This window comes from Streptomyces sp. SudanB5_2050, assembly GCF_964272335.1.
Classification (GTDB): Bacteria; Actinomycetota; Actinomycetes; order Streptomycetales; family Streptomycetaceae; genus Streptomyces; species Streptomyces rochei.
In genome coordinates this window covers 7,481,268-7,500,255 of the sequence record NZ_OZ186760.1, presented here as the reverse complement: position 1 = coordinate 7,500,255, position 18,988 = coordinate 7,481,268, and the positions used below count along the sequence as shown (strand labels likewise).

The following is an 18,988-nucleotide window of genomic DNA, read 5'->3' as shown; positions in this document are numbered from 1 at the left end:
CCCACCCGCCCCGCCCACACCCACAAAGGCACCTCGCGTGAAACAGCCTTCGATCCTCCTGGACCTTGCCTTCCTCCGCCTCTGGACGGGCGCCACCGCCTCGGGACTCGCCACCTGGGCCCTGCCCTTCGTGCTGGGCCTCGCGGTCTTCGACCGGGCTCTCGCGGCCACCGATCTCGGACTGCTTCTCGCCGCACGCACCGCGGGGTTCCTCGCCGCGGTCCCCGTGGCCGGAGTGCTGGCGGACCGGTACTCGCGCCGGGGCGTCGTCCTGTGGGCGGGCCTGGCCGCCGGTGCCGCGGCGCCGGTGATCGCCGCGGGCCTGGACCGCTCGGTGCTGCTGATGGCGGCGGGCGCCGCGGTGGCCGGTGCGGGGCAGGGCGCCTGCCGGCCCGCCTACCAGGCCCTGACCGCCGAGGTGGTGGACGCCGACCGCAGGCAGCAGGCCAACGCGGCCATGACGCTGGCGGTGCGGGTGACCACGCTCGTGGGGCCCTCGCTGGCCGCCCTGCTCGCCGCCTTCCTGGACACCTGGGCGCTGTTGGTGGGCATCGGACTGCTCTGGCTCGTCGCCGCGTGCGTCCCCGGAAGCGGCACCCGGGCGGTCATCGCCGACCGACCGCCCCGGGGCGCGGCCGACGGTCCCGGCAGGACGCCGTTCCTCGCCGAGTTCGCCGAGGGCGTCCGCGAGGCCCGGCGCCACCCGTGGTTCCTCGCCGGGCTCGGCGCGCTGACGGCCGTCATAGCCACGGGCTACTCGGCGACCGGGGTGGCCCTGCCCATGGTCAGCAGGGACGAGTACGGCACGGAGGTCGTGCTCGCGGGCGCGATGACCGCGTACACCGCGGGAGCGCTGGCCGGTGCGCTGATCATCGCGCGCCTGCGGCCCCGCAATCCGGGCTGGGCCGCGCTGGCCGGGCTCGCGGCCTACGGATTCGCCCCGCTGAGCCTCGTCTTCCCGGTGCACCCGGTCGTCGTGATGACGGCCTACGCCGTGGCGGGCCTCGGCATCGAGCTGTTCAACGTGCCGTGGTTCACCGCCGCCCAGCGCGAGGTCGCGCCGGACAAGCTGGCCCGGGTCTCCTCCCTGGACTTCCTGCTCTCCTACGGCCTCGCCCCGGTCGGACTCGCCGTCATCGCGCCCGCCATCGACGCCTTCGGCGCCACGTGGGTCCTCGCGGGCTGCGCGGTCGTCTGCTTCGCGGCGCCGGCCGCCGCCGCCCTCGTCCCCAGCACCCGCGCCTTCTCCCGCCCGGCGGCGCGCGACGGCGCCCCCTGAGGCGGCGGCCGGTGCGGCCGCCCGCCGGGTCCGCGGGGGCGCGGGACCGGCGGGCGGCGGTGTCTCAGCGCTCGAGGTCCCGCAGATACGCGGCGAACTTCTCCAGGCCGTCGATGTTGCGGGGGCCGCTGATGCCCTCGTTGTAGTCGAGGATGAAGAAGTTGTCCTTCTTCACCGCGGGGAGCCCCCTGGTGTGGGGCGACTTCTTCAGGAAGTCGATCTTCTTCTGGGCGGGTTGGTCGCCGTAGTCGAGGATGACGACGACTTCGGGTTCGGCCTCGGCCACGGACTCCCAGTTGACCTGGGTCCAGCGCTCGTCGAGACCGGAGAAGACGTTCCTTCCGCCCGCCGTGCCGATGATGTCGTCGGGCGGCACCTGGTTGCCCGCGGTGAAGGGCTGGTCGGTGCCGGAGTCGTAGAGGAACACGGGCACCGGGTCACCCTTCGGCGCTTTGGCCCTCACCTTGGCCACGCGTTCCTTCAGGCCGGCCACGACCTCCGCGGCCTTCTCCTCGACCCGGAAGATCCTGCCCAGCCGTTCGAGGTCCGTGTAGAGAGCGTCGAAGGGCCTCATCCTCTCGGGGTGGCCCGGGTAGTTGAAGCAGCTCTCGGTGTGCATGAAGCTCTGGATGCCGAGCTTGTCGAGGATCTCGGGCGTGATGCCCCGCTCGTCCTTGAAGCCCGAGTTCCAGCCGGCCACGACGAAGTCGGACTTGGCCTCGACCACCACCTCCTTGTTGAGGAGGTCGTCGCTGAGCATCTTCACCCGGGCGTACTCGGAGGCCCACGGGGACTCGCTCACCGGCGGGTTGGCGGGCGGCATGACGTAGCCGTACACATGGTCGGTCAGGCCCAGGGCGAAGAGCTTGTCGGCGCTGCCGCCCTCGTAGGCGACGGCCCGCTGGGGCACCGAGTACTCCACCGGCTCACCGCAGCGCTTGACGGTGACCTTGCCGGCCTCCTTGCCGTCCGACTCGACCTCGGCGCCGCACCCGCCGAGCACCAGGACCGCCGCCAGGGCGGATCCCAGAGCGGCGGGCCGGCGGACCGCGGCGGGGTTTCGGGTTCTGCGCATGTCGATCAGCCTTTCGACGGGTGGGGGTCGAGCGAGTACAACAGCTGGGGATCGCCGGTCAGCGGGTGCGCGACGACGCTGGCCCGGACGCCGAAGACGTCACCGACGAGCCGCGTCGTGAGCACCTCCGCGGGCGTGCCGGAGGCGACCAGTCGGCCGTGGGAGAGGACGCCGAGCCGGTCGCAGGCCGCCGCGGCGAGGTTGAGGTCGTGCAGGACGACGAGGACGGTCAGCCCGGACCCGCGCAGCATCGAGAGGAGGTCGACCTGATGGCGGACGTCCAGGTGATTGGTCGGCTCGTCCAGCACCAGGATCTCCGGCTCCTGCACGAGCGCGCGGGCCAGCAGGACGCGCTGGCGCTCACCGCCCGACAGCGTCAGGACGCCCCGGTGCGCGAGGTGCCGGATGTCGAGCCGGTCCATCGCGCTCGCGCACAGCTCGCGTTCGCGACGGCTGAGCGCCTGGTTGCCGCGCAGGTGGGGTGCGCGCCCGAGCGCGACGACCTCCTCGACCGTGAAGTCGAAGTCGACGCCGCCGTCCTGTGTCATCGCCGCGACGGTCCGCGCGCTGTCGCGCAGCGGCAGCCGGGTCAGGTCGCGCTCGCCCACCCGGACGGTCCCGGAGCTGGGGCGCAGCGCCCGGTACACGCACCGCAGCGCGGTGGACTTGCCGCTTCCGTTGGGGCCGACCAGGCCCACCACCTGCCCGTGCGCCACCTCCAGGGACAGTTCGCGCACGAGGCTCCTGCCGTCGGTCACCACGGAGAGCGCGTCGAGTCTCAGGTCCATGTCAACGGCCTCCGAAGGTGTAGCCCCTGCGCCGCATCAGGGCGATGAAGACGGGCACCCCCACGAGCGCGGTGATGACTCCGAGCGGCAGCTCGCGCGGGGCGGCCAGGGTGCGCGCCGCCAGGTCGACCCACACCATGAAGACCGCTCCGGCCAGGGGGGCCACGGCGAGGACGCGGGCGTGCGCGGCGCCGACGGCCATCCGCACCACGTGCGGCATGACGAGTCCGACGAAGGCGATGGCGCCGCTCACGGCGACCGTGACGCCGGTGACGAGCGAGACCAGGACCAGCAGCGCCCGGCGGTGCCGGTCGGGACCGACCCCCAGGCTCGCGGCGGTCTCGTCGCCGAGGGAGAGGACGTCGAGCACGCGCCCGTACCGGTGGAGGATCACGAGTCCCGCCACCACCACGGTGGCGACGACGGGCAGCACGCCCCAGGTCGCGGCGCCGAAGCTGCCCATCGTCCAGTACAGGACCATGCTCGTCGCCTCGCTGTCCGGCGCGAAGTAGACGATCAGGCTCATCACCGCCTGGAAGCCGAGGGACATGGCCACACCCGTCAGGACCAGGCGCAGGGGTGAGAGCGAACCCCGGCTGGAAGCCGCCGCGTACACCAGCAGCGAGGCGACCAGGGCGCCGGCGAAGGCGCCGACGGAGACCGCGTAGACGCCGAGGGCCGCCAGCCCGCCGGTGACCGTGACACCGACGGCGCCGACCGAGGCGCCCGAGGAGACGCCGAGGACGAAGGGGTCGGCCAGCGCGTTGCGCACCATGGCCTGGATCGCCACGCCGATCGCGCTGAGCCCGGCGCCCACCAGCGCCGCCAGCAGCACGCGCGGCGTCCGGATCTCCCAGATGATCTGGTACGTCGTCACCTCGTCCGCGTCGATGCGCCCACCGCTGAGGGCCGCCCACAGGTGACGCGCCGTCTCCTGGGGGGTGATGGCCGCGGGCCCCAGGCCGATGGCGACGACGACGGAGACGAGCAGGACCGCGGCCAGCCCGGAGCAGGCCAGCAGCAGGGCTCCTCGGGAGGCGAGCCGGCCGCGCGGCCCCGGGGCGGACGCCGTCGCGGCGTGCCCGTCCGGTCGGTCCGTGTCCCGGTCTGCCGACGGTACGGAGGTCGAGGGCGGAGGCACCTGGCCTACCTACGCTTTCTGAAGATAATGGGAACCATGTTCAGTTGCGAGAATCTAGCATGCCCGCGCCGCCCGCGGCCGGGGCTCCCGCGGGATCGGCGTACCGGCGCTTCGGGCCGCCGTGCCCCGCCGGGCGGGGAGTGAGACCGTGGAGGGCGGGCATATGCCTTCCGGGCTCGTCCGGGGGCCCGCCCAGTTCCCCCTCGCACACAGGAGCACCGGCGTGATCAGCGACAACACCTCCGCGGGTACCGCTCGGGGCAGCGCACCCGAAGCGGCTCGATCCGACGCCGCCGACCGCGAACAGCGGTTGCGCCGTCGGCTGGAGCGGCTGATCGGCATCGCCGCCACCGAGGGCAACGAGTTGCGCCGTCTGCGCAACGGGGACGAGATCTTCCCGGCGATGCTCGACGCGATCCGCTCCGCCGAGCACACCATCGACCTGATGACCTTCGTGTACTGGCGGGGCCAGATCGCCCGGGACTTCGCCGACGCCCTCGCCGAGCGCGCACGTGCCGGCGTGCGGGTACGGCTCCTGCTCGACGGCTTCGGGGCCAAGGAGATCGAGCAGCGGCTGCTCGACCTCATGGACGACGCGGGCGTTCAGGTCGCCTGGTTCCGCAAGCCCTTCTGGCTCTCCCCCTTCAAGCAGAACCACCGCTGCCACCGCAAGGCCCTCGTCGTCGACGAGCAGATCGCCTTCACCGGCGGCGTCGGGATAGCGCAGGAGTGGTGCGGCGACGCCCGCGGCCCGGCGGAGTGGCGTGACACCCACGTACGGCTGCGCGGCCCCGCGGTGGACGGCGTCGCGGCGGCCTTCGCGCAGAACTGGGCCGAATGCCACGACGAACTCTTCGACCACCACGACCGCTTCACCGCGCACCCGCGGGCGGGCTCGTCGGTGGTCCAGGTGGTGCGCGGGTCCGCCAGCATCGGCTGGCAGGACATGCAGACCCTGATCCGGGTGATGCTCACCTCCGCCGAGGAGCGGTTCCGCCTGGCCACCGCCTACTTCGCGCCGGACGCCTACTTCGTCGACCTGCTGTGCCGGACCGCCCGTCGCGGTGTACGGGTGGAGATCCTGCTGCCGGGTCCGTACACCGACCAGCGCGCCTGCCAGTTGGCCGGCCAGCATCACTACACCCGGCTGCTGGAGGCGGGGGTGAGCATCCGTCAGTACCAGCCGACCATGATGCACGCGAAGATCATCACGGTGGACTCGGTCGCCTCCCTGATCGGGTCGACCAACTTCAACCGCCGTTCCATGGACCACGACGAGGAGGTCATGCTCGCGGTCCTGGACGAGGCGTTCACCGCCGAGCTCGACCGCGACTTCGAGGAGGACCTGCGGCGCAGCGTCGACATCGACCTCGCCCGGTGGAGACGGCGCGCGCCGCTCCAGCGCGCCCTGGAGGCCGCGGTCCTGCCGATACGGCGCTTCCTGTGACCGGACGGCCCGGTGGGACCGTCCCGCCCGACCGGCTCATGCGCCGCGGGCCCCACGCGCTCCGTGCCCGGCGTCCGCCGCGGGTCGCATCGGCGCGAAGAGGACGTCGCGCCACAGGGCGCGGGCCCCGGACGCGTCGTCGGCTTCCACCCGGTCGCCGGGGATCGCCCAGACCTTGACCGGCGTGCCGTCCGGGGTGACCGCCGGCCAGCCCGGGTCGCCGGTGGCCGCGAAGGCGGCCCAGGAGCGGACCATACGGGCGCAGAGGGCACGGTCGTCCTCGTCGGGAGCGCCGCCGATGAGGAAGTCGGCGCCGACCGCGTCCAGGTTGCCGAAGGCGAAGGGGACGTCGGCGGTGTGCCAGGGCCTGACCCCTTCCCGTTCGCGGGCGAACCGGGCCAGGTACGCCCGACCGCCGGCCCTCGCGTGCCGCTCGGCGAGGCGGGTGGTGTACTCGCCGAACGTCGCGTCGCCGCAGAGGGCCAGGTAGCGGTCGAGCACCGGAGCGTGCGGCATCAGCGCGCGGTAGCCCTCGGTCAGGTGGGCCGGCAGGTCCAGCGCTTCGGCGGCGTCCGCCAGCTCCGCCTCGGTGGTGACCGTCCGCACGGCGCCCACGGCGTGGAGGAACCAGTACTCCTCCAGCGTGTGGCACACCAGCAGGTCCACCTCCCGCGCGGCCCCGGCGGCGACCGCGCGCAGCGGGTCCAGGGGGAGCACCTCGCCGTCGACGACGGGCTGGAAGATCACGGGATCGAAGGCGTGGACCGCCGCGACGGGGTCGGTCCCGCAGTGCGCGGCGACCTTGTCGGAGGCGGCCACCAGCTCCGCGGGCGGCACGGACAGCAGGCCCCGGGCCGTCGGGGCGACCCCGGCCGCCGCCGCGATCCGCCCGGTGACCGCCGCGGCGAGGTCGACCGTGTAGAAGGAGCTGGGCACGCTGTGGGCGATCGTCCGCCGGAACAGCCCGCGGGTCCGCTCCATGGTCATCAGGCAGACCGCCGAGCCTCCTCCGGAGGAGTGCCCGGCGACGGTGACGTTCGCGGGGTCGCCGCCGAAGGCCGCGATGTTCTCGCGCACCCAGCCCAGCGCGGCGGCCTGGTCGAGGAGTCCGCGGTTGTCCGGGAAGCCCGGCACATGACCGAATCCCTCGAAACCCACGCGGAAGTTGCAGGTGACCACGACCAGACCGGCTCGCGCCAGGGCCGTTCCGTCGAAGTCGGGCTGGGCGGACGAGCCGAAGGTGTAGGCGCCGCCGTGGATCCAGAAGAACACCGGCAGCCCGCCGCCCTCCGCGCCGTCGGGGACCCACACGTTCACCGTGAGGACGTCCTCGTCACCCGCGCGCCACACCGGCGATCCGGGCAGCTCGGCCGATTGCGGGGCAATGGGGCCGAAGGCCGCGCAGTCCCGCACCCCGCTCCAGGCGGGCGCCGCCCGCGGCTCCCGGAAGCGCAGGGGCCCGAAGGGGGGCGCCGCGTACGGGATGCCCAGTACGGCGGTGACGCCCTCACCGGCCGGGACACCGCGCACCCGGCCGCCGGTCGTCCGGAACAATCGCTCGGCACCGCATGGTCGTTCAGTCATCGCGCGTCAGTCTGACCCATCCGGCACCACCCGTGCCAGGGAGTTCACGCACCGCCGCCGCACCCGGAGACCGGACGGTCCCGAAACGGGCCTGCCGGACCTGAGACGGACCGGACGAACCCCGGCACGGACCGGAGGTCCCGCCACGGACCTGACGAACCCCGGCACGGACCGGAGGTCCCGCCACGGACCTGACGAACCCCGGCACGGACCGGACGGTCCCGACACGGACCTGAGTAGGAACTGAGTACGCGCACCCATGTGCGGTTCGGTGGCGGCGACCACACTCGCCGCTATGACGAACATCCCGCCTCCGGCCGAGGAGCTGCGTCTCCTCGACGCCGAGTTGCGGCAACTCGACGCCCGCCGCGCCGTCCTGCTGCGCCGCCGCGAGTGGCTGGTCCACGTCCTGCGTACGGCCTCCGCGCAGCGGTCGGTCCCCGGCGCCGGTCAGATGCCCCCGGTGTGGCCCGTGGCACCCGGTGCCGCAGCCCCTCGCACAGAGGCCACGGCACCGGGCGTGCAGAACGTGCTGCTGCTCCTCGGCGGCATTCTGCTGACCGTCGCCGCCATCGCCTTCACCCTGGTCGGCTGGGGCCACCTGGGGATCACCGGCCGGGCCCTGGTCCTGGCGACGGTGACCCTCGCGGCGCTGTCCGCACCGGTGTGGCTGCTGCGACGCGGGCTGGGCTCCACGGCCGAGGCGGTGGCGGCGCTGGGCATGGCCCTGACCGTGCTGGACGCCTACGCCCTGCACGAAGTGGCGTTCGACGGCAGCGGCGGCCTCGGCTACGCGGCCGCCGCGTCCGCCGTCCTGTCCGCCGCGTGGGCCGCGTACGGAGCGGCGGCGGACCTGCTGGTGCCGCCGTCGGACGCCGATTCCCCGACGCGGCCGGACCGGGCGCGTGCGGGTGCGGCTACGGCTGCGCGCCCCGCGCTCCGGCTCCCCCTTCCCTGCGCCGTGGTGACCGCGCAGGTGCCGCTGCTCCTGTGGGCGCTCGCCGTGGACGCGGGTCCGCACACGCTCACCGCCGTGTTGCTGGTGACCGCGGCGGCCGACACCGTCGTGGCGCTCCGGCCGGCCCACGCGCCGGTGCGGATCGTCGGCCTCGTCGGCGCCTGCGTCGCGGGGGCCCTCGGGGTGCTGTCGGCCGGATGGCTCTGCTGGAGCGCGGCCGCACCGGTCGCGGCGGCGCGGGGTGCCGCGCTCCTGCTCCTCGCCGCGGCGATCGCCCTGGCCGCCGCCCGGTACGCCCCGAAGCCCGAGGTCGCCCTGTGCGCGTCGCTGGCCGCGGGGCTGTGCCTGGTCGCCGGGGCCGGCGGGGTGCTCCGGGCGTGGCTGCCCGGGGAGTGGACGGTGCCGGGATGTCTGGCCCTCGGGATCGCCCTGCTCACGGCCGTCCGGACGCCGCTTCCCCGGCCGATGCGGCAGGGCCTGGTCGGGGCGTCGCTGGTCGTGCAGGGCCTCGCGGTGCTGTGGACACTCCCGTTGGTGGCCGGCACGCTCCTCGGCCCGGTGGCCCTGATCGAGCGCCCGTGGTCGGGGACGCCGCTCGACATCCGGGACGCCGTCTTCCAGGACGCCGCCTGGCCCTCCTACGCGACGGCGGCGCCGCTGGTGCTCGCCGCCGTGGCCGGTGTGCTGGCCCTGGCCGAGCGCCGCGCCGTCCGGCGTCCGGCGTCCGGGGTGGGCGCGCTCGTCCTGGCCTGGGCGGCGGTCGTCGTGACCCCCGTGGTGCTGGAACTGCCCTACGGCGCGGGACTGGTGGCGGACGGTGCCGTGGTCGTGGTCGCGCTCTGCGTCGCCGAGCGGGCCCGTCGCGGTACGGGCGGGCCGTCGGCCCCGGCCCTCACGGCCCTCGTGCTGGCCCTGGTCACCTCCGTCACCCTCGCCCTCGTCTCGCTGGCCACCGAGGCCGGGACGATCGCCGTGCTCCTGGCGCTGGCCGCGCTGTTCGGCGTCGCGAGCACCCGTCCGGGGCTCGTGGCGTTCACCGCGCCCGCCGCGCTCGCGCACGCCACGGCTCTGGCGTGCGCGGCCGGGGCCTCCGCCGGCCTGCGGCCGGAGCACACCGCACTGCTGGTCCTCGTGGTGCCCGCCGTCGCGGCCCTGGTCGCGGCACGGGCGGCACGCGCGGACCGATCGGCGGCGACGGTCCCGGTCGAGGCGGCGGGCGCGGCCGCGGCGCTGCTGGCGCTCACGCTGGCGGTGACCGACCTGCCCGTGCTCGCCTCGGTGCTGGCGCTGTGCGGGGTCATCGCGGCCGGGACCGCGCTGCGGCCGGAGCGACGGCGGGCCGGCCACGCGGCGGCCGCCCTGTTCCTGCTGGCCGCCTGGGTACGGCTGGCGGCGTGGGAGGTCACCACGCCGGAGGCCTACACACTGCCGGTGTCCGTCGCCGCGCTCGCCGTCGGGCACCTGCGCCGCCGCCGCGACCCGTCGGTCTCCTCCTGGACGGCCCACGGCGCCGGGCTGTCGGTCACCCTGGTGCCGAGTCTGCTCGCGATGTGGGGCGATCCTCACTGGCTGCGGCCCCTGCTGCTCGGCACCACCGCGCTGGCCGTGACGCTGGTGGGCGCGCGGTCCCGGCTCCAGGCACCGCTGGTCCTCGGCGGCGGCACGCTCGCGCTGGTGGCGCTGCACGAGCTCGCCCCGTACATCGCCCAGGTCGTCGGGGTGCTCCCCCGCTGGGCGCCTCCCGCCCTCGCCGGTCTGGTCCTGCTCGCCCTGGGGGCCACCTACGAACAGCGGCTGCGCGACGCGCGGCGGCTGCGCGACGCGCTCGGTCGGCTCCACTAGACGGTGCCGGTCAGACGGAGCCGCTCAGACGCAGCCGTTCCGCCGGCACGGACGTCGAACGCCGGTCCGGGGGCCGGCCGTGCCGGCGGAGGGCGCCCGACGGCGCCCTCCTCCGGGACGTTCAGTCGAGGCAGAACTCGTTGCCCTCGACATCCTGCATGACGATGCAGGACTCGTTCTCCTCGTCCGCGTACAGCGTCCGCACGTGCACCGCGCCCAGCGCGACCAGCCGCGCGCACTCCGCCTCGAGCGCGGCCAGGCGCTCCTCCCCCACCAGACCGGTGCCGGCCCGCACGTCCAGATGGACGCGGTTCTTGACGACCTTGCCCTCGGGAACGCGCTGGAAGAACAGGCGCGGTCCCTCACCCGTCGGGTCGCTGCACGCGAACCAGGCACCCCGCTTCTCGGCCGGCTGCGTGCGGTCGTACTCCTCCCAGGTGGCGAAGCCCTCCGGCGGAGGCGGAGCGACGTACCCCAGCACCTCGCACCAGAAGCGGGCGACCCGTACGGGGTCGGCGCAGTCGAAGGTCACTTGGATCTTCCTGATCACGGCCATCGGCGCACCCTAGCAGGGGGTCCGCGCCCCATGTCCCGGCGTCGGCGCAGGCGTTGGGCCCGTCGGCGGCCGACGCGGGTCCGGTGGCGAGGAGGGGGCTTCGACCACTCCCACCCCCCTTGTGGCGCACATCACACTCGCTTCTGTCAGGAATCGCGGCGCCGTCTCGTTCGAGGGGCACGCGAACGAGACAGGAGCAACGCCATGAAGCACCGCATCGTCGTTCTCGGCGCCGGATACGCCGGGGCCTTCGCCGCCGGGAACCTGGCCCGTCGGCTCTCCCCCGCCGACACCGAGATCACCGTCGTCAACGCCGCGCCCGTCTTCGTCGAGCGGATGCGGCTCCACCAGCTCGCGACCGGCCAGGACGTCGCCTTCCGCGAGCTGTCCGACGTCTTCGCCGGTACCGGGGTGCGGGTGCGCCTGGCACGCGTCACCGGCCTCGATCCCGAGCGCCGCAGCGTCTGCGTGACCGGTGAGGACGGGGACGCCGAGCTGGCGTACGACACGCTGCTGTACGCGCTGGGCAGCTCCGTCGACCACCACGGCGTGCCGGGCGCCGCCGAGCACGCCTTCGACGTGACCGGCCGGGACTCCGCGCTCCGTCTGCGCGAGCGCCTGGCCGGCCTGGACGCGGGCGGCAGCGTCCTGGTCGTCGGCGAGGGGCTCACCGGCATCGAGTCCGTGACCGAGTTCGCGGAGTCCCGGCCCGACCTCTCGGTCGCGCTCGCCGCCCGGGGCGAGCTGGGTGCCTGGCTCTCCCCCGGGGCCCGCCGGCACCTGCGCCGGGCCTTCGACCGGCTGGGTGTCACCGTCCACGAGCACACCCGCGTCGAGGCCGTCGAGCCGACCCGGGTGATCACCGCCGGCGGAACCTCCCTGCCGGCCGACGTGACCGTCTGGTCGGCCGGGTTCGCCGTGCATCCCCTCGCGGCCGCCAGTGGCCTCGACGTCACCGAGACCGGCCGGATCGTCGTCGACCGGACCATGCGCTCGGTCTCGCACCCCGACGTCTACGCCGCCGGTGACAGCGCCCACGCGATCGGCGACAACGGCCGCCCGCTGCCGATGTCCTGCGCCTCGGCCGGTGTGACCAACATGCAGGCGACCGCCGCGATCGTCGCGCGCCTGACGGGCCGCGAGGTGTCGACCACCGGCCTGAAGTACTACGGCAACCACATCAGCCTCGGACGGCGGGACGCGATCTTCCAGATGGTGGACGGGGACGTCCGGTCGAAGTCCTGGTACCTCGGCGGCCGGACCGCCGCGCGGCTCAAGGCCGGCGTGCTGAAGGGGGCCGGGTGGGGCATCGCCCACCCGACCTTCGGCGTGCCGAAGCGCAGGCGCCGGCTGACCGCCGTGCTCGCCCCGTCCGACGTCGGGAGCGCCGCATAGGGTGTGCGGCATGGACACCGCAGCCCTCGCCCAGTTCGAGGCCGGCCGGGGTCGGCTGGCCTCGCTGGCGTACCGTCTGCTCGGCTCGGCCGCCGACGCCGAGGACGCCGTGCAGGACACCTTCCTGCGCTGGCAGGCCGCGGACCGGGAACGGGTGGCGGTGCCCGAGGCGTGGCTGACGAAGGTCCTCACCAACCTCTGCCTCGACCGGCTCCGGTCGGCGCAGGCACGCCACGAGCGGGCGGCCGGTGACTGGCTGCCCGAGCCGCTGCTCGCGGGCGACCCGATGCTCGACCCCGCCGACACCTTCGAGCAGCGTGAATCGGTGTCCCTGGCCGTGCTGACCCTGATGGAGCGCCTGGCGCCGGTGGAGCGGGCCGTCTACGTGCTGCGCGAGGCCTTCTCGTACACCCACGCCGAGATCGCCGGCATCCTGGACATCACCGAGTCCGCCAGCCAGCAGCACGCCCACCGGGCCCGCGAACGGGTCACCGCGGAGCGCCGCCGGGGCGGCGAGACCGACCCCGCGACCGCGCGCCGGGTCGTGGAGGAGTTCCTCGCCGCCGCCACGTCGGGGCGCACCGAGCGGCTGGTGGCCCTGCTCACCGACGATGTGACGGCGGTCTCGGACGGTGCCGGGCTGGCCCGGCGGCTGCTGCGGTACAGGACGCCCGAGCGGGTCGCCTCCTTCGTGCGGGGCGGCTTCAGGCCGACGGCCGCCAAGCGGCGGCTGGCCGGCGGCTCCCCCGCGTTCCACATCGCGCCGGTCAACGGTTCCCCGGCCGTCCTCGCCGTGGTCGACGGCCGGGTCGTGGGCGTCGTGGTGTTCGGGGTCAGCGACGGCAAGGTGGCGTCGCTGCACGGCATCGCCGCCGCGGGGCGCCTCGCGCGCGTCGCCGAGACCTGGCGGCGGCACCGGCCCGACGCTCCAGCCGTCGCCACCTGGTGACGGCACCGCGCGGACGGAGCCGTGCGGGGCGTCCGTGCCGCCGCACACCGGCCCGTGGCACCGCCGGACGCCCGGCGGGCCTTCACGCGGGGCAGCCGGAGTCGGCGATCACGTAGTGGCCGGGTGAGGTCTCCAGGAGCGTGTGCACGGTGAACGTGTTCCACAGGCCCATCGGCTGGCCGGAACCCGCGGCGTAGGTGTGGCCGCCGCTCACATAGGCCCGTCCGGCGACGGTGTGGGCGTAGTTGCTCGCCGTGTGGCACGTCGGCGGGGAACCGGTGGTGGTCGCGGTGACCGCTGCGGACGGTGAGCCGACCGTGCCCGCCGGGTCGACGGCGGCGACGGTGTAGCCGTGGGTGGTGCCGGGGGCGAGGCCGGTGTCGGTGTAGTGGGTGGCCGCGGTCGTGCCCACCCGGATGCCGTCGCGGTGGACGTGGTACGAGGCCGCTTCGGCGACGGCTTCCCAGGTCAGGGAGACGGTCGTGTCGGTCGTCGCGGTGACGGCGGGCCTGGCGGGAGCGGGCGGTCCGTCCGGGCTCTCGCCGCCGCCGTCCCCGTCCAGGCCCCAGAAGCGCGCGGTGTGGTAGCTGGAGCAGATGGTGTCGAGGTAGTAGGTTCCGGTGGCGCCGCACTGCTCGGCGCCGCCGCCGGGGTCGACGGCGAGTCCGTGGGCCATGCCGGAGACCGAGTAGACCTCGACCGCGGGCCGGCCCGTCGGGTCGTCGTACGTGGTCGCCGTGGTGCCCCCGGTGAGGCTGCGGGTGCGGGAGGGGGTCTGGCCGACGCCCCAGACGTTCGTCCACTGGTCGCCCAGTTCGGTGGCGTTGGCGGGGCGGACGGTGGTGTCGGCGGTGCCCTGCCAGATCGCCACGCGCGGCCAGGAGGTGGTGCCCGCCGGGGCGGCGGAGCGCACGAGGTCCCCCCACTGCGCGGGGGTCCGGTCCGGTGGGCTGTACATGCAGGTGTAGGCCGCGGTCAGCGTCTCGGCGCAGCGTGCGGGCAGCCCCGAGGCGATGGCACCGCCGGCGAAGACGTCGGGGTAGGCGGCGAGCATGTTGGCCGTCATGCCGCCGCCGGCCGACAGACCGGTGATGTGGACGCGGCCGGGGTCGCTGCCGTACTGCTCGACCGCCTTGTCGGCCATCTGCTTGATCGACAGGGCTTCGCCCCTGCCGCGGGCGCTGTCGCCCGCCTCGAACCAGTTGAAGCAGGAGTTGGCGTTGTTGGTGGCGTTCGTCTGCGGGTAGACCACCGCGAACCCGTAGCGGTCGGCCAACGTGGCCCAGCCCGAGTGGGCGTGGTAGTCGCCCGCGCTCTGCGTACAGCCGTGCAGGGCCAGGACCAGCGGCGCGCCGGTCGGGAGGGCGTCGGGGACGTAGGCGTACATGGACAGGTTTCCGGGGTTGGACCCGAACCCGGTGACCTGGGTGAGGCTCGCCGCGGTCGCCGGCGGGCCGGCGGCGAGCAGCCCGGCGGTGAGCGCAAGGACGCCGAGGGCCGAGGCGGCCAGGCGGCGCAGACCCCGGGCAGGGCCTTCGGGGCTCTTGGCGGGGCGACGCACAGGGTGCGGTCGTGACATGGGGACTCCTCCTTCGGGAGCGAGGGACGCGCGGGGGCCCGGAACGCAGGACCCGGAACGCAGGACCTGGAACGCAGGACCCGGAGCGGGGGCTCCGGGCCGGGGCCGGTTGTGGGGACACGCGGTGTCGCATCGTCCGCCCGCCGGCGTCGTCGCGGCATGGTCCCGGCGCCCAGGACGACCGGCGGTCCTGTGTGACGGCCGCCCATGGCCGCGTGTGTGTCGCCTCCTGTACGCCTCTCGGAAGCCTCCGCCACCCGTCGGACGGATGACCGTCTACCGGCCAACTTTCAGCCGGACAGCGGCCATCAACGATCGCTGGTGGCCGATAAACGATCGTTGTCAGTCGTCGGGGAGATGCGTACGCTGCCCTCCACACCCGCCGTCCATGCGCTCGATCCCCGGGGAGCACGCCGTTGGAGCCGCCTACCTCGCTGGCCCGGACGCTCGGCCGTCTGGACAAGGCCGTCGCCGAGCAGGGCCTGGTGCGCGCCGACTTCGTCGACCCCCCGGCGCTGGCGGCCAGGACGGCACTGCCGGAAAGCGTGGTCCGGGACCTGCTCGAAGGCCGCCGACCGCCGGACGACACGGTCAACGCGCGGGTCTGCGCACGCATCAAGGCCCTCAGCGACGCCTATCTGCGGCGCCACGGCAAGGTCATGAGGGATCTCGCAGCCGAGGTCTCCGCCCGTACCGGCATCTCCGAGGTGTGGGCCCGCGCGGTCTGCGACGGCAAGAAGGTGCCGAACGTGGCACTCCTGCACCACCTGGTGGGCTTCTTCGGCGTGGAGGGCGGCGAGTCGTTCTTCACCGCCCCGGCCGACGAGGCCCTCGACCGGGTGCTGCTGCCCGTGGTGCGGAAGCTGGAGCATCCGGAGCTGGGGCCCGGGGCGGCGCTGCGGGAGGTGGACCCCGTCTCGGCACTGCTGGACCGGTACGGCGTGGTGAGCGCGGACCTGCGACTGCACGGCTCGGTCCCGCGGGCGCAACTGGAACGCATCCTGGAAGGAGTTCTGAGGTCGGTGGTGCCTCAGGAGGGAGACGGCGAGCGATGAGCACCAGGGCCATGAGGCAGTTGCTGAGCGCTCTGGGCGAGGAGGCGTCGAAGACACTCAGGCGGCCGGCCGACCCCAGGGACGTCATGGAGGCGTTCTGCCGCGCGATGAGCGTGCGCAAGGGACGCCCGATCGACCTCAGATTCAGCACCTTCCCCAAGGACTTGGCCGACGTCGACGTGTCCGGGGCGCGCCTGGACCTCGGTGACCGTTCCCTCATCGTGGTCGAGGAAAGCACCGCGCCGTTGGCCCAGTTGGTGATCCTCGGCCACGAACTCTGGCACGAGGAGGAGGAAGACCGAGGGCATCACATAGCGGGGCTGCGGGGAGCCGCCCGTTCGCCCGCCGCCGACCGGCGTCCCGAGGCGGTCCGCCGGGCCGTCGAGCAGATCCTCTCCCTGGACGAGGTGCCCCGCGAGGCCATCCTCACGGTGGCGGCCCGGGCGGAGTCGGCGGCGCGGCACGAGGTGGACGCGGAGACCTTCGGACTGCTCTTCGGCCGGGAGGTCCGCTCCTGGATGAAGGGCCGGTACGCCGAAGGACCCGTCAGCGCCGCGACCGTCGAGGGGCGGATCAACCTCTCCCTGCTCAACCGCGGCGGACGCATCCTGTGACTGAGCAGTTCCCCCTCTCCTACGCGGTCCCCACCGCGTTGCTGCTGATCGCGCTGGTCCTCAAGTTCCCCACCCTCGTGCGGGCGTGGCGCGATCCCGACGTCCGCGCCACCACCCTCCTGCTGAGCTTCGCCACCGTCGTGCTCGTCGTCATCACTCCGGTGAACATCGCGCGCCTGAACGAGCTGACCGGAGTACCGAACATCGCCTCGCCGTGGGCGTACAGCTTCCTGACCGCCTTCTGCGCCACCGGCCTCACCATGATCATGCGCTGGCGGGAGGAGCCGTCGCCGCGTCGCCGCCGGCGGATGCGCCGCGTGTACTGGATCTATGCCGGGATCGTCGTGGCCCTGTGGGTGACGTTCCTGCTCGCCGACGTGCCCGAGCCCCGCATCTACGACCTCGACACCTACTACGCGGGCACCCCCTGGATGCGTGAGCACATCCTGCTGTACCTGTCGGCGCACATGGTGTCGTCGCTGGTCGCCACCTCCATGCTGTGGAAGTGGTTCCCCAGGATCGAGAACCGCTGGCTGAAGTCGGGCGTCGTGTGCTTGCAGGCCGGCTTCGCCTCGGGGCTCGTCTTCGACGCGGCGAAGCTGACCGCGCTCACCGCCCGCTGGTCGGGCCACGACTGGGACGTCCTCAGCACGCGGGCCGCACCGCCCTTCGCCCTCCTGGAGGCGGTCCTGGTCGCGGTCGGGTTCATCGTGCCCCAGGTCGGCCCCTCCCTGCAGAACCGGATCCACGAGCGGCGCGAGTACCGGCAGTTGCGTCCCCTCTGGTCGGCCGTGCGCGACGTGGTGCCCTCCACCCTGTCCCCCCGGTCGGTGCGCCGGATGCCGCTGGGGCTGCGCCTGGTGCAGCGCCAGCAGCGGATCCACGACGCGCTGCGCATCCTCGCTCCCCACCTCGACCGGGACCTCTACCGCCGGGCGCGAAGGCTCGCTCCGGAAGGGCTCGGCGAGGACGAGGCGCGAGGGCTGGCCGGGGCCGTCACCGTCCGGGCGGCCCTGGACGCCCACCGCGGCGACGAGCCCGCCCGGGCGAGCCTCGGCCGACGTGAACCAGGCGCCGACCTGAGCGACCACATCGACGCGATCTCGCAAGCCCTGCGGCACCCCCACCTCATCGACAGCATCCGCCAGCGGGTGACCACCACAGAAAGCGTCGACACAGATGTCTCCTAGCGCCAGCCGACCCACAGCCGTCGTCATCGGGGCCGGCGCGTCCGGTCTGTTCGCCGCCGCCGCGCTCACCGAGTTCGCCGACGTCGTCGTCGTCGAGCGCGACGTCCTGCCCGACGGCCCCGCACCGCGCCGCGGCGTCCCGCAGGCCAGGCACGCTCATCTGGTGTGGAGCGGCGGGGTGCGGGCCCTGGACGAACTGCTGCCCGGTTGTGTCGACGAGGTCGTCGCCCGGGGCGGACGTCTGGTCAGCATCATGGGGGACATGGTCTCCCGGGCGCCCAACGAGGTCTGGTTCCGGCGTTTCCTGGCGACCCCCCACCGCAACCTCGTCTGCTCCCGCGACCTGCTGGACGCCGTCCTGCGCGCACAGGTGCTCGCCGACGCGCGCATCACCCTGCGGGAGAACACCACCGCGGTGGGACTGGAGGGCGACGCCTCCCGCGTCACGGCCCTCCGCGTCCGCGAAGGCGACGCCACCGAGGACACGACTCTGCCGGCCGACCTGATCGTCGACGCCTCGGGCCGGGGCTCGCGCACCCCCCTCTGGTTCGGCGAACTGGGGCTGCCGCAACCCGCCGAGAGGTCGGTGGACGCCGGAGTCGCCTATGCCACCCGCGTCTTCCGCGCTCCCCACGCCCCCGCCGACGTCCCGTTCCCGCTCGTCAACGTCCAGGCCAACCCCGCCAAGGCACCGGGCCGGGGCGGCATCATCCTGCCCGTCGAGGACGGCCGGTGGATCGTCACCCTCTCCGGCACCCGCGGCGGCGAACCCGGCGGCGACCCGGACACGTTCGTCGACTTCGCACTCGGCCTCGGCGACCCCGTCATCGGCGAACTCCTCAAGGGCGCCGAACCGCTCGGCGGCGTCGCGACCACCCGCTCGACCGCCAACCGCCGCCGCTACTACGAGAAGGCCGCGCGGTGGCCGGCCGGCTTCGTCGTCCTGGGCGACGCCGTCGCCGGGTACAACCCGGTGTACGGCCACGGCCTCACCGTCGCCGCGCAGTGCGCCCTCGCCCTGCGCTCCGTCCTGCGCACCACGAGCCCAGCCGCGCCCGGGGCCGCCGGACGCGTCCAACGCGCCGTCGCACGCCCCGTCGGCGCGGCCTGGGACCTGGCGGTGGGGCAGGACGCCCTCTACCCCGGCGCCTCCGACAAGCCGCTCACCAGGGCGGAACGGCTCCTCGCCCGGTACGTCGACCGTGCCGTCGAGACCGGCGCCGCCCATCCGCGTGCCCTGGGCGCCCTGCTCGACGTGATGAGCCTGGAGAAGCCTCCGACCCGCCTGTTCTCCCCCGACATGCTCATACCGATGCTCTTCGGCCCGAGGAAGCCGCCGTTGCAGGGACCGCCCCTGACCGAGGCCGAGCGGAGGACCGCCCTCTCCTGACCGCGTGCCGGGAGGGGGCCGCGCGGGTCCGGCACGGTCTCGCGCACGGGGTTGGGGCGAGACTCGCGCCACGGGGTCCGGGCGAGTCTCGCGCCACGGGACCGCGCGGGTTCCGCGCACGGGTCGCGCGTGGCCTCCTGCCGGTG

15 protein-coding genes are annotated in these 18,988 nt (G+C 74.2%); 9 read left to right on the top strand and 6 right to left on the bottom strand.

Going from position 1 to position 18,988, the window contains the following annotated elements; translation table 11 throughout:
• Positions 1–37 precede the first annotated feature (37 nt).
• Positions 38–1,279, top strand: coding sequence for an MFS transporter (locus ACFZP7_RS32820; RefSeq protein WP_385637729.1), 1,242 nt, complete (start codon positions 38–40; stop codon positions 1,277–1,279).
• 64 nt (positions 1,280–1,343) lie between these two features.
• Here the strand turns inward: ACFZP7_RS32820 and ACFZP7_RS32815 are convergent, their stop codons facing one another.
• From ACFZP7_RS32815 to ACFZP7_RS32805, 3 genes are read right to left on the bottom strand one after another with little or no spacing between them, the layout of a single operon-like run.
• Entirely contained in the window at positions 1,344–2,354 is a 1,011-nt protein-coding gene (locus tag ACFZP7_RS32815; protein WP_019328193.1) for an ABC transporter substrate-binding protein, read from the bottom strand.
• 5 nt (positions 2,355–2,359) lie between these two features.
• Complete coding sequence (locus tag ACFZP7_RS32810) at positions 2,360–3,142, bottom strand: ABC transporter ATP-binding protein (protein ID WP_127442811.1); 783 nt, start codon at positions 3,140–3,142, stop codon at positions 2,360–2,362.
• A 1-nt stretch (position 3,143) separates the two neighbouring features.
• A complete protein-coding gene (locus ACFZP7_RS32805; RefSeq protein ID WP_029393912.1) occupies positions 3,144–4,163 on the bottom strand; it encodes an iron ABC transporter permease in 1,020 nt (339 codons plus the stop codon).
• Between the two features lie 343 nt (positions 4,164–4,506).
• Here ACFZP7_RS32805 and ACFZP7_RS32800 point away from each other — a divergent pair, with 343 nt between their 5' ends.
• On the top strand, positions 4,507–5,730 hold the full coding sequence (locus tag ACFZP7_RS32800; RefSeq protein WP_019328190.1) for a phosphatidylserine/phosphatidylglycerophosphate/cardiolipin synthase family protein: 1,224 nt from the start codon (positions 4,507–4,509) through the stop codon (positions 5,728–5,730).
• Between the two features lie 36 nt (positions 5,731–5,766).
• On the opposite strand, the gene ACFZP7_RS32795 is transcribed toward ACFZP7_RS32800, so the two are convergent.
• On the bottom strand, positions 5,767–7,314 hold the full coding sequence (locus tag ACFZP7_RS32795; RefSeq protein WP_385637726.1) for a carboxylesterase/lipase family protein: 1,548 nt from the start codon (positions 7,312–7,314) through the stop codon (positions 5,767–5,769).
• A gap of 295 nt (positions 7,315–7,609) precedes the next feature.
• On the opposite strand from ACFZP7_RS32795, the gene ACFZP7_RS32790 reads away from it, so the two are divergent.
• Positions 7,610–10,114 (top strand): SCO7613 C-terminal domain-containing membrane protein, encoded by a 2,505-nt coding sequence (locus ACFZP7_RS32790; RefSeq protein WP_385637723.1) that lies wholly within the window; start codon positions 7,610–7,612, stop codon positions 10,112–10,114.
• Positions 10,115–10,235: 121 nt separating this feature from the next.
• Here ACFZP7_RS32790 and ACFZP7_RS32785 read toward each other — a convergent pair whose 3' ends face one another.
• A complete protein-coding gene (locus ACFZP7_RS32785; protein WP_029393911.1) occupies positions 10,236–10,670 on the bottom strand; it encodes a VOC family protein in 435 nt (144 codons plus the stop codon).
• Between the two features lie 204 nt (positions 10,671–10,874).
• On the opposite strand from ACFZP7_RS32785, the gene ACFZP7_RS32780 reads away from it, so the two are divergent.
• Together ACFZP7_RS32780 and ACFZP7_RS32775 are read left to right on the top strand one after the other, a co-directional pair.
• Complete coding sequence (locus tag ACFZP7_RS32780; protein WP_385637720.1) at positions 10,875–12,065, top strand: NAD(P)/FAD-dependent oxidoreductase; 1,191 nt, start codon at positions 10,875–10,877, stop codon at positions 12,063–12,065.
• A gap of 10 nt (positions 12,066–12,075) precedes the next feature.
• A complete protein-coding gene (locus tag ACFZP7_RS32775; RefSeq protein ID WP_127443801.1) occupies positions 12,076–13,014 on the top strand; it encodes a sigma-70 family RNA polymerase sigma factor in 939 nt (312 codons plus the stop codon).
• A gap of 82 nt (positions 13,015–13,096) precedes the next feature.
• Here the strand turns inward: ACFZP7_RS32775 and ACFZP7_RS32770 are convergent, their stop codons facing one another.
• Positions 13,097–14,593, bottom strand: coding sequence for a PHB depolymerase family esterase (locus ACFZP7_RS32770; RefSeq protein ID WP_385637718.1), 1,497 nt, complete (start codon positions 14,591–14,593; stop codon positions 13,097–13,099).
• A 416-nt stretch (positions 14,594–15,009) separates the two neighbouring features.
• Here ACFZP7_RS32770 and ACFZP7_RS32765 point away from each other — a divergent pair, with 416 nt between their 5' ends.
• From ACFZP7_RS32765 to ACFZP7_RS32750, 4 genes are read left to right on the top strand one after another with little or no spacing between them, the layout of a single operon-like run.
• The gene (locus tag ACFZP7_RS32765) at positions 15,010–15,648 is read left to right on the top strand and encodes a hypothetical protein (RefSeq protein ID WP_385637715.1); all 639 of its coding nucleotides are present in this window, start codon (positions 15,010–15,012) and stop codon (positions 15,646–15,648) included.
• Entirely contained in the window at positions 15,645–16,262 is a 618-nt protein-coding gene (locus ACFZP7_RS32760; RefSeq protein ID WP_019328182.1) for a hypothetical protein, read from the top strand. The genes ACFZP7_RS32765 and ACFZP7_RS32760 overlap by 4 nt, the downstream gene beginning before the upstream one ends.
• Positions 16,259–17,452, top strand: a complete 1,194-nt coding sequence (locus ACFZP7_RS32755) for an MAB_1171c family putative transporter (protein WP_030968523.1) — start codon at positions 16,259–16,261, stop codon at positions 17,450–17,452. The genes ACFZP7_RS32760 and ACFZP7_RS32755 overlap by 4 nt, the downstream gene beginning before the upstream one ends.
• Entirely contained in the window at positions 17,442–18,842 is a 1,401-nt protein-coding gene (locus ACFZP7_RS32750; protein ID WP_385632519.1) for an FAD-dependent oxidoreductase, read from the top strand. Before ACFZP7_RS32755 ends, ACFZP7_RS32750 begins: the two co-directional genes overlap by 11 nt.
• Positions 18,843–18,988: the final 146 nt, after the last annotated feature.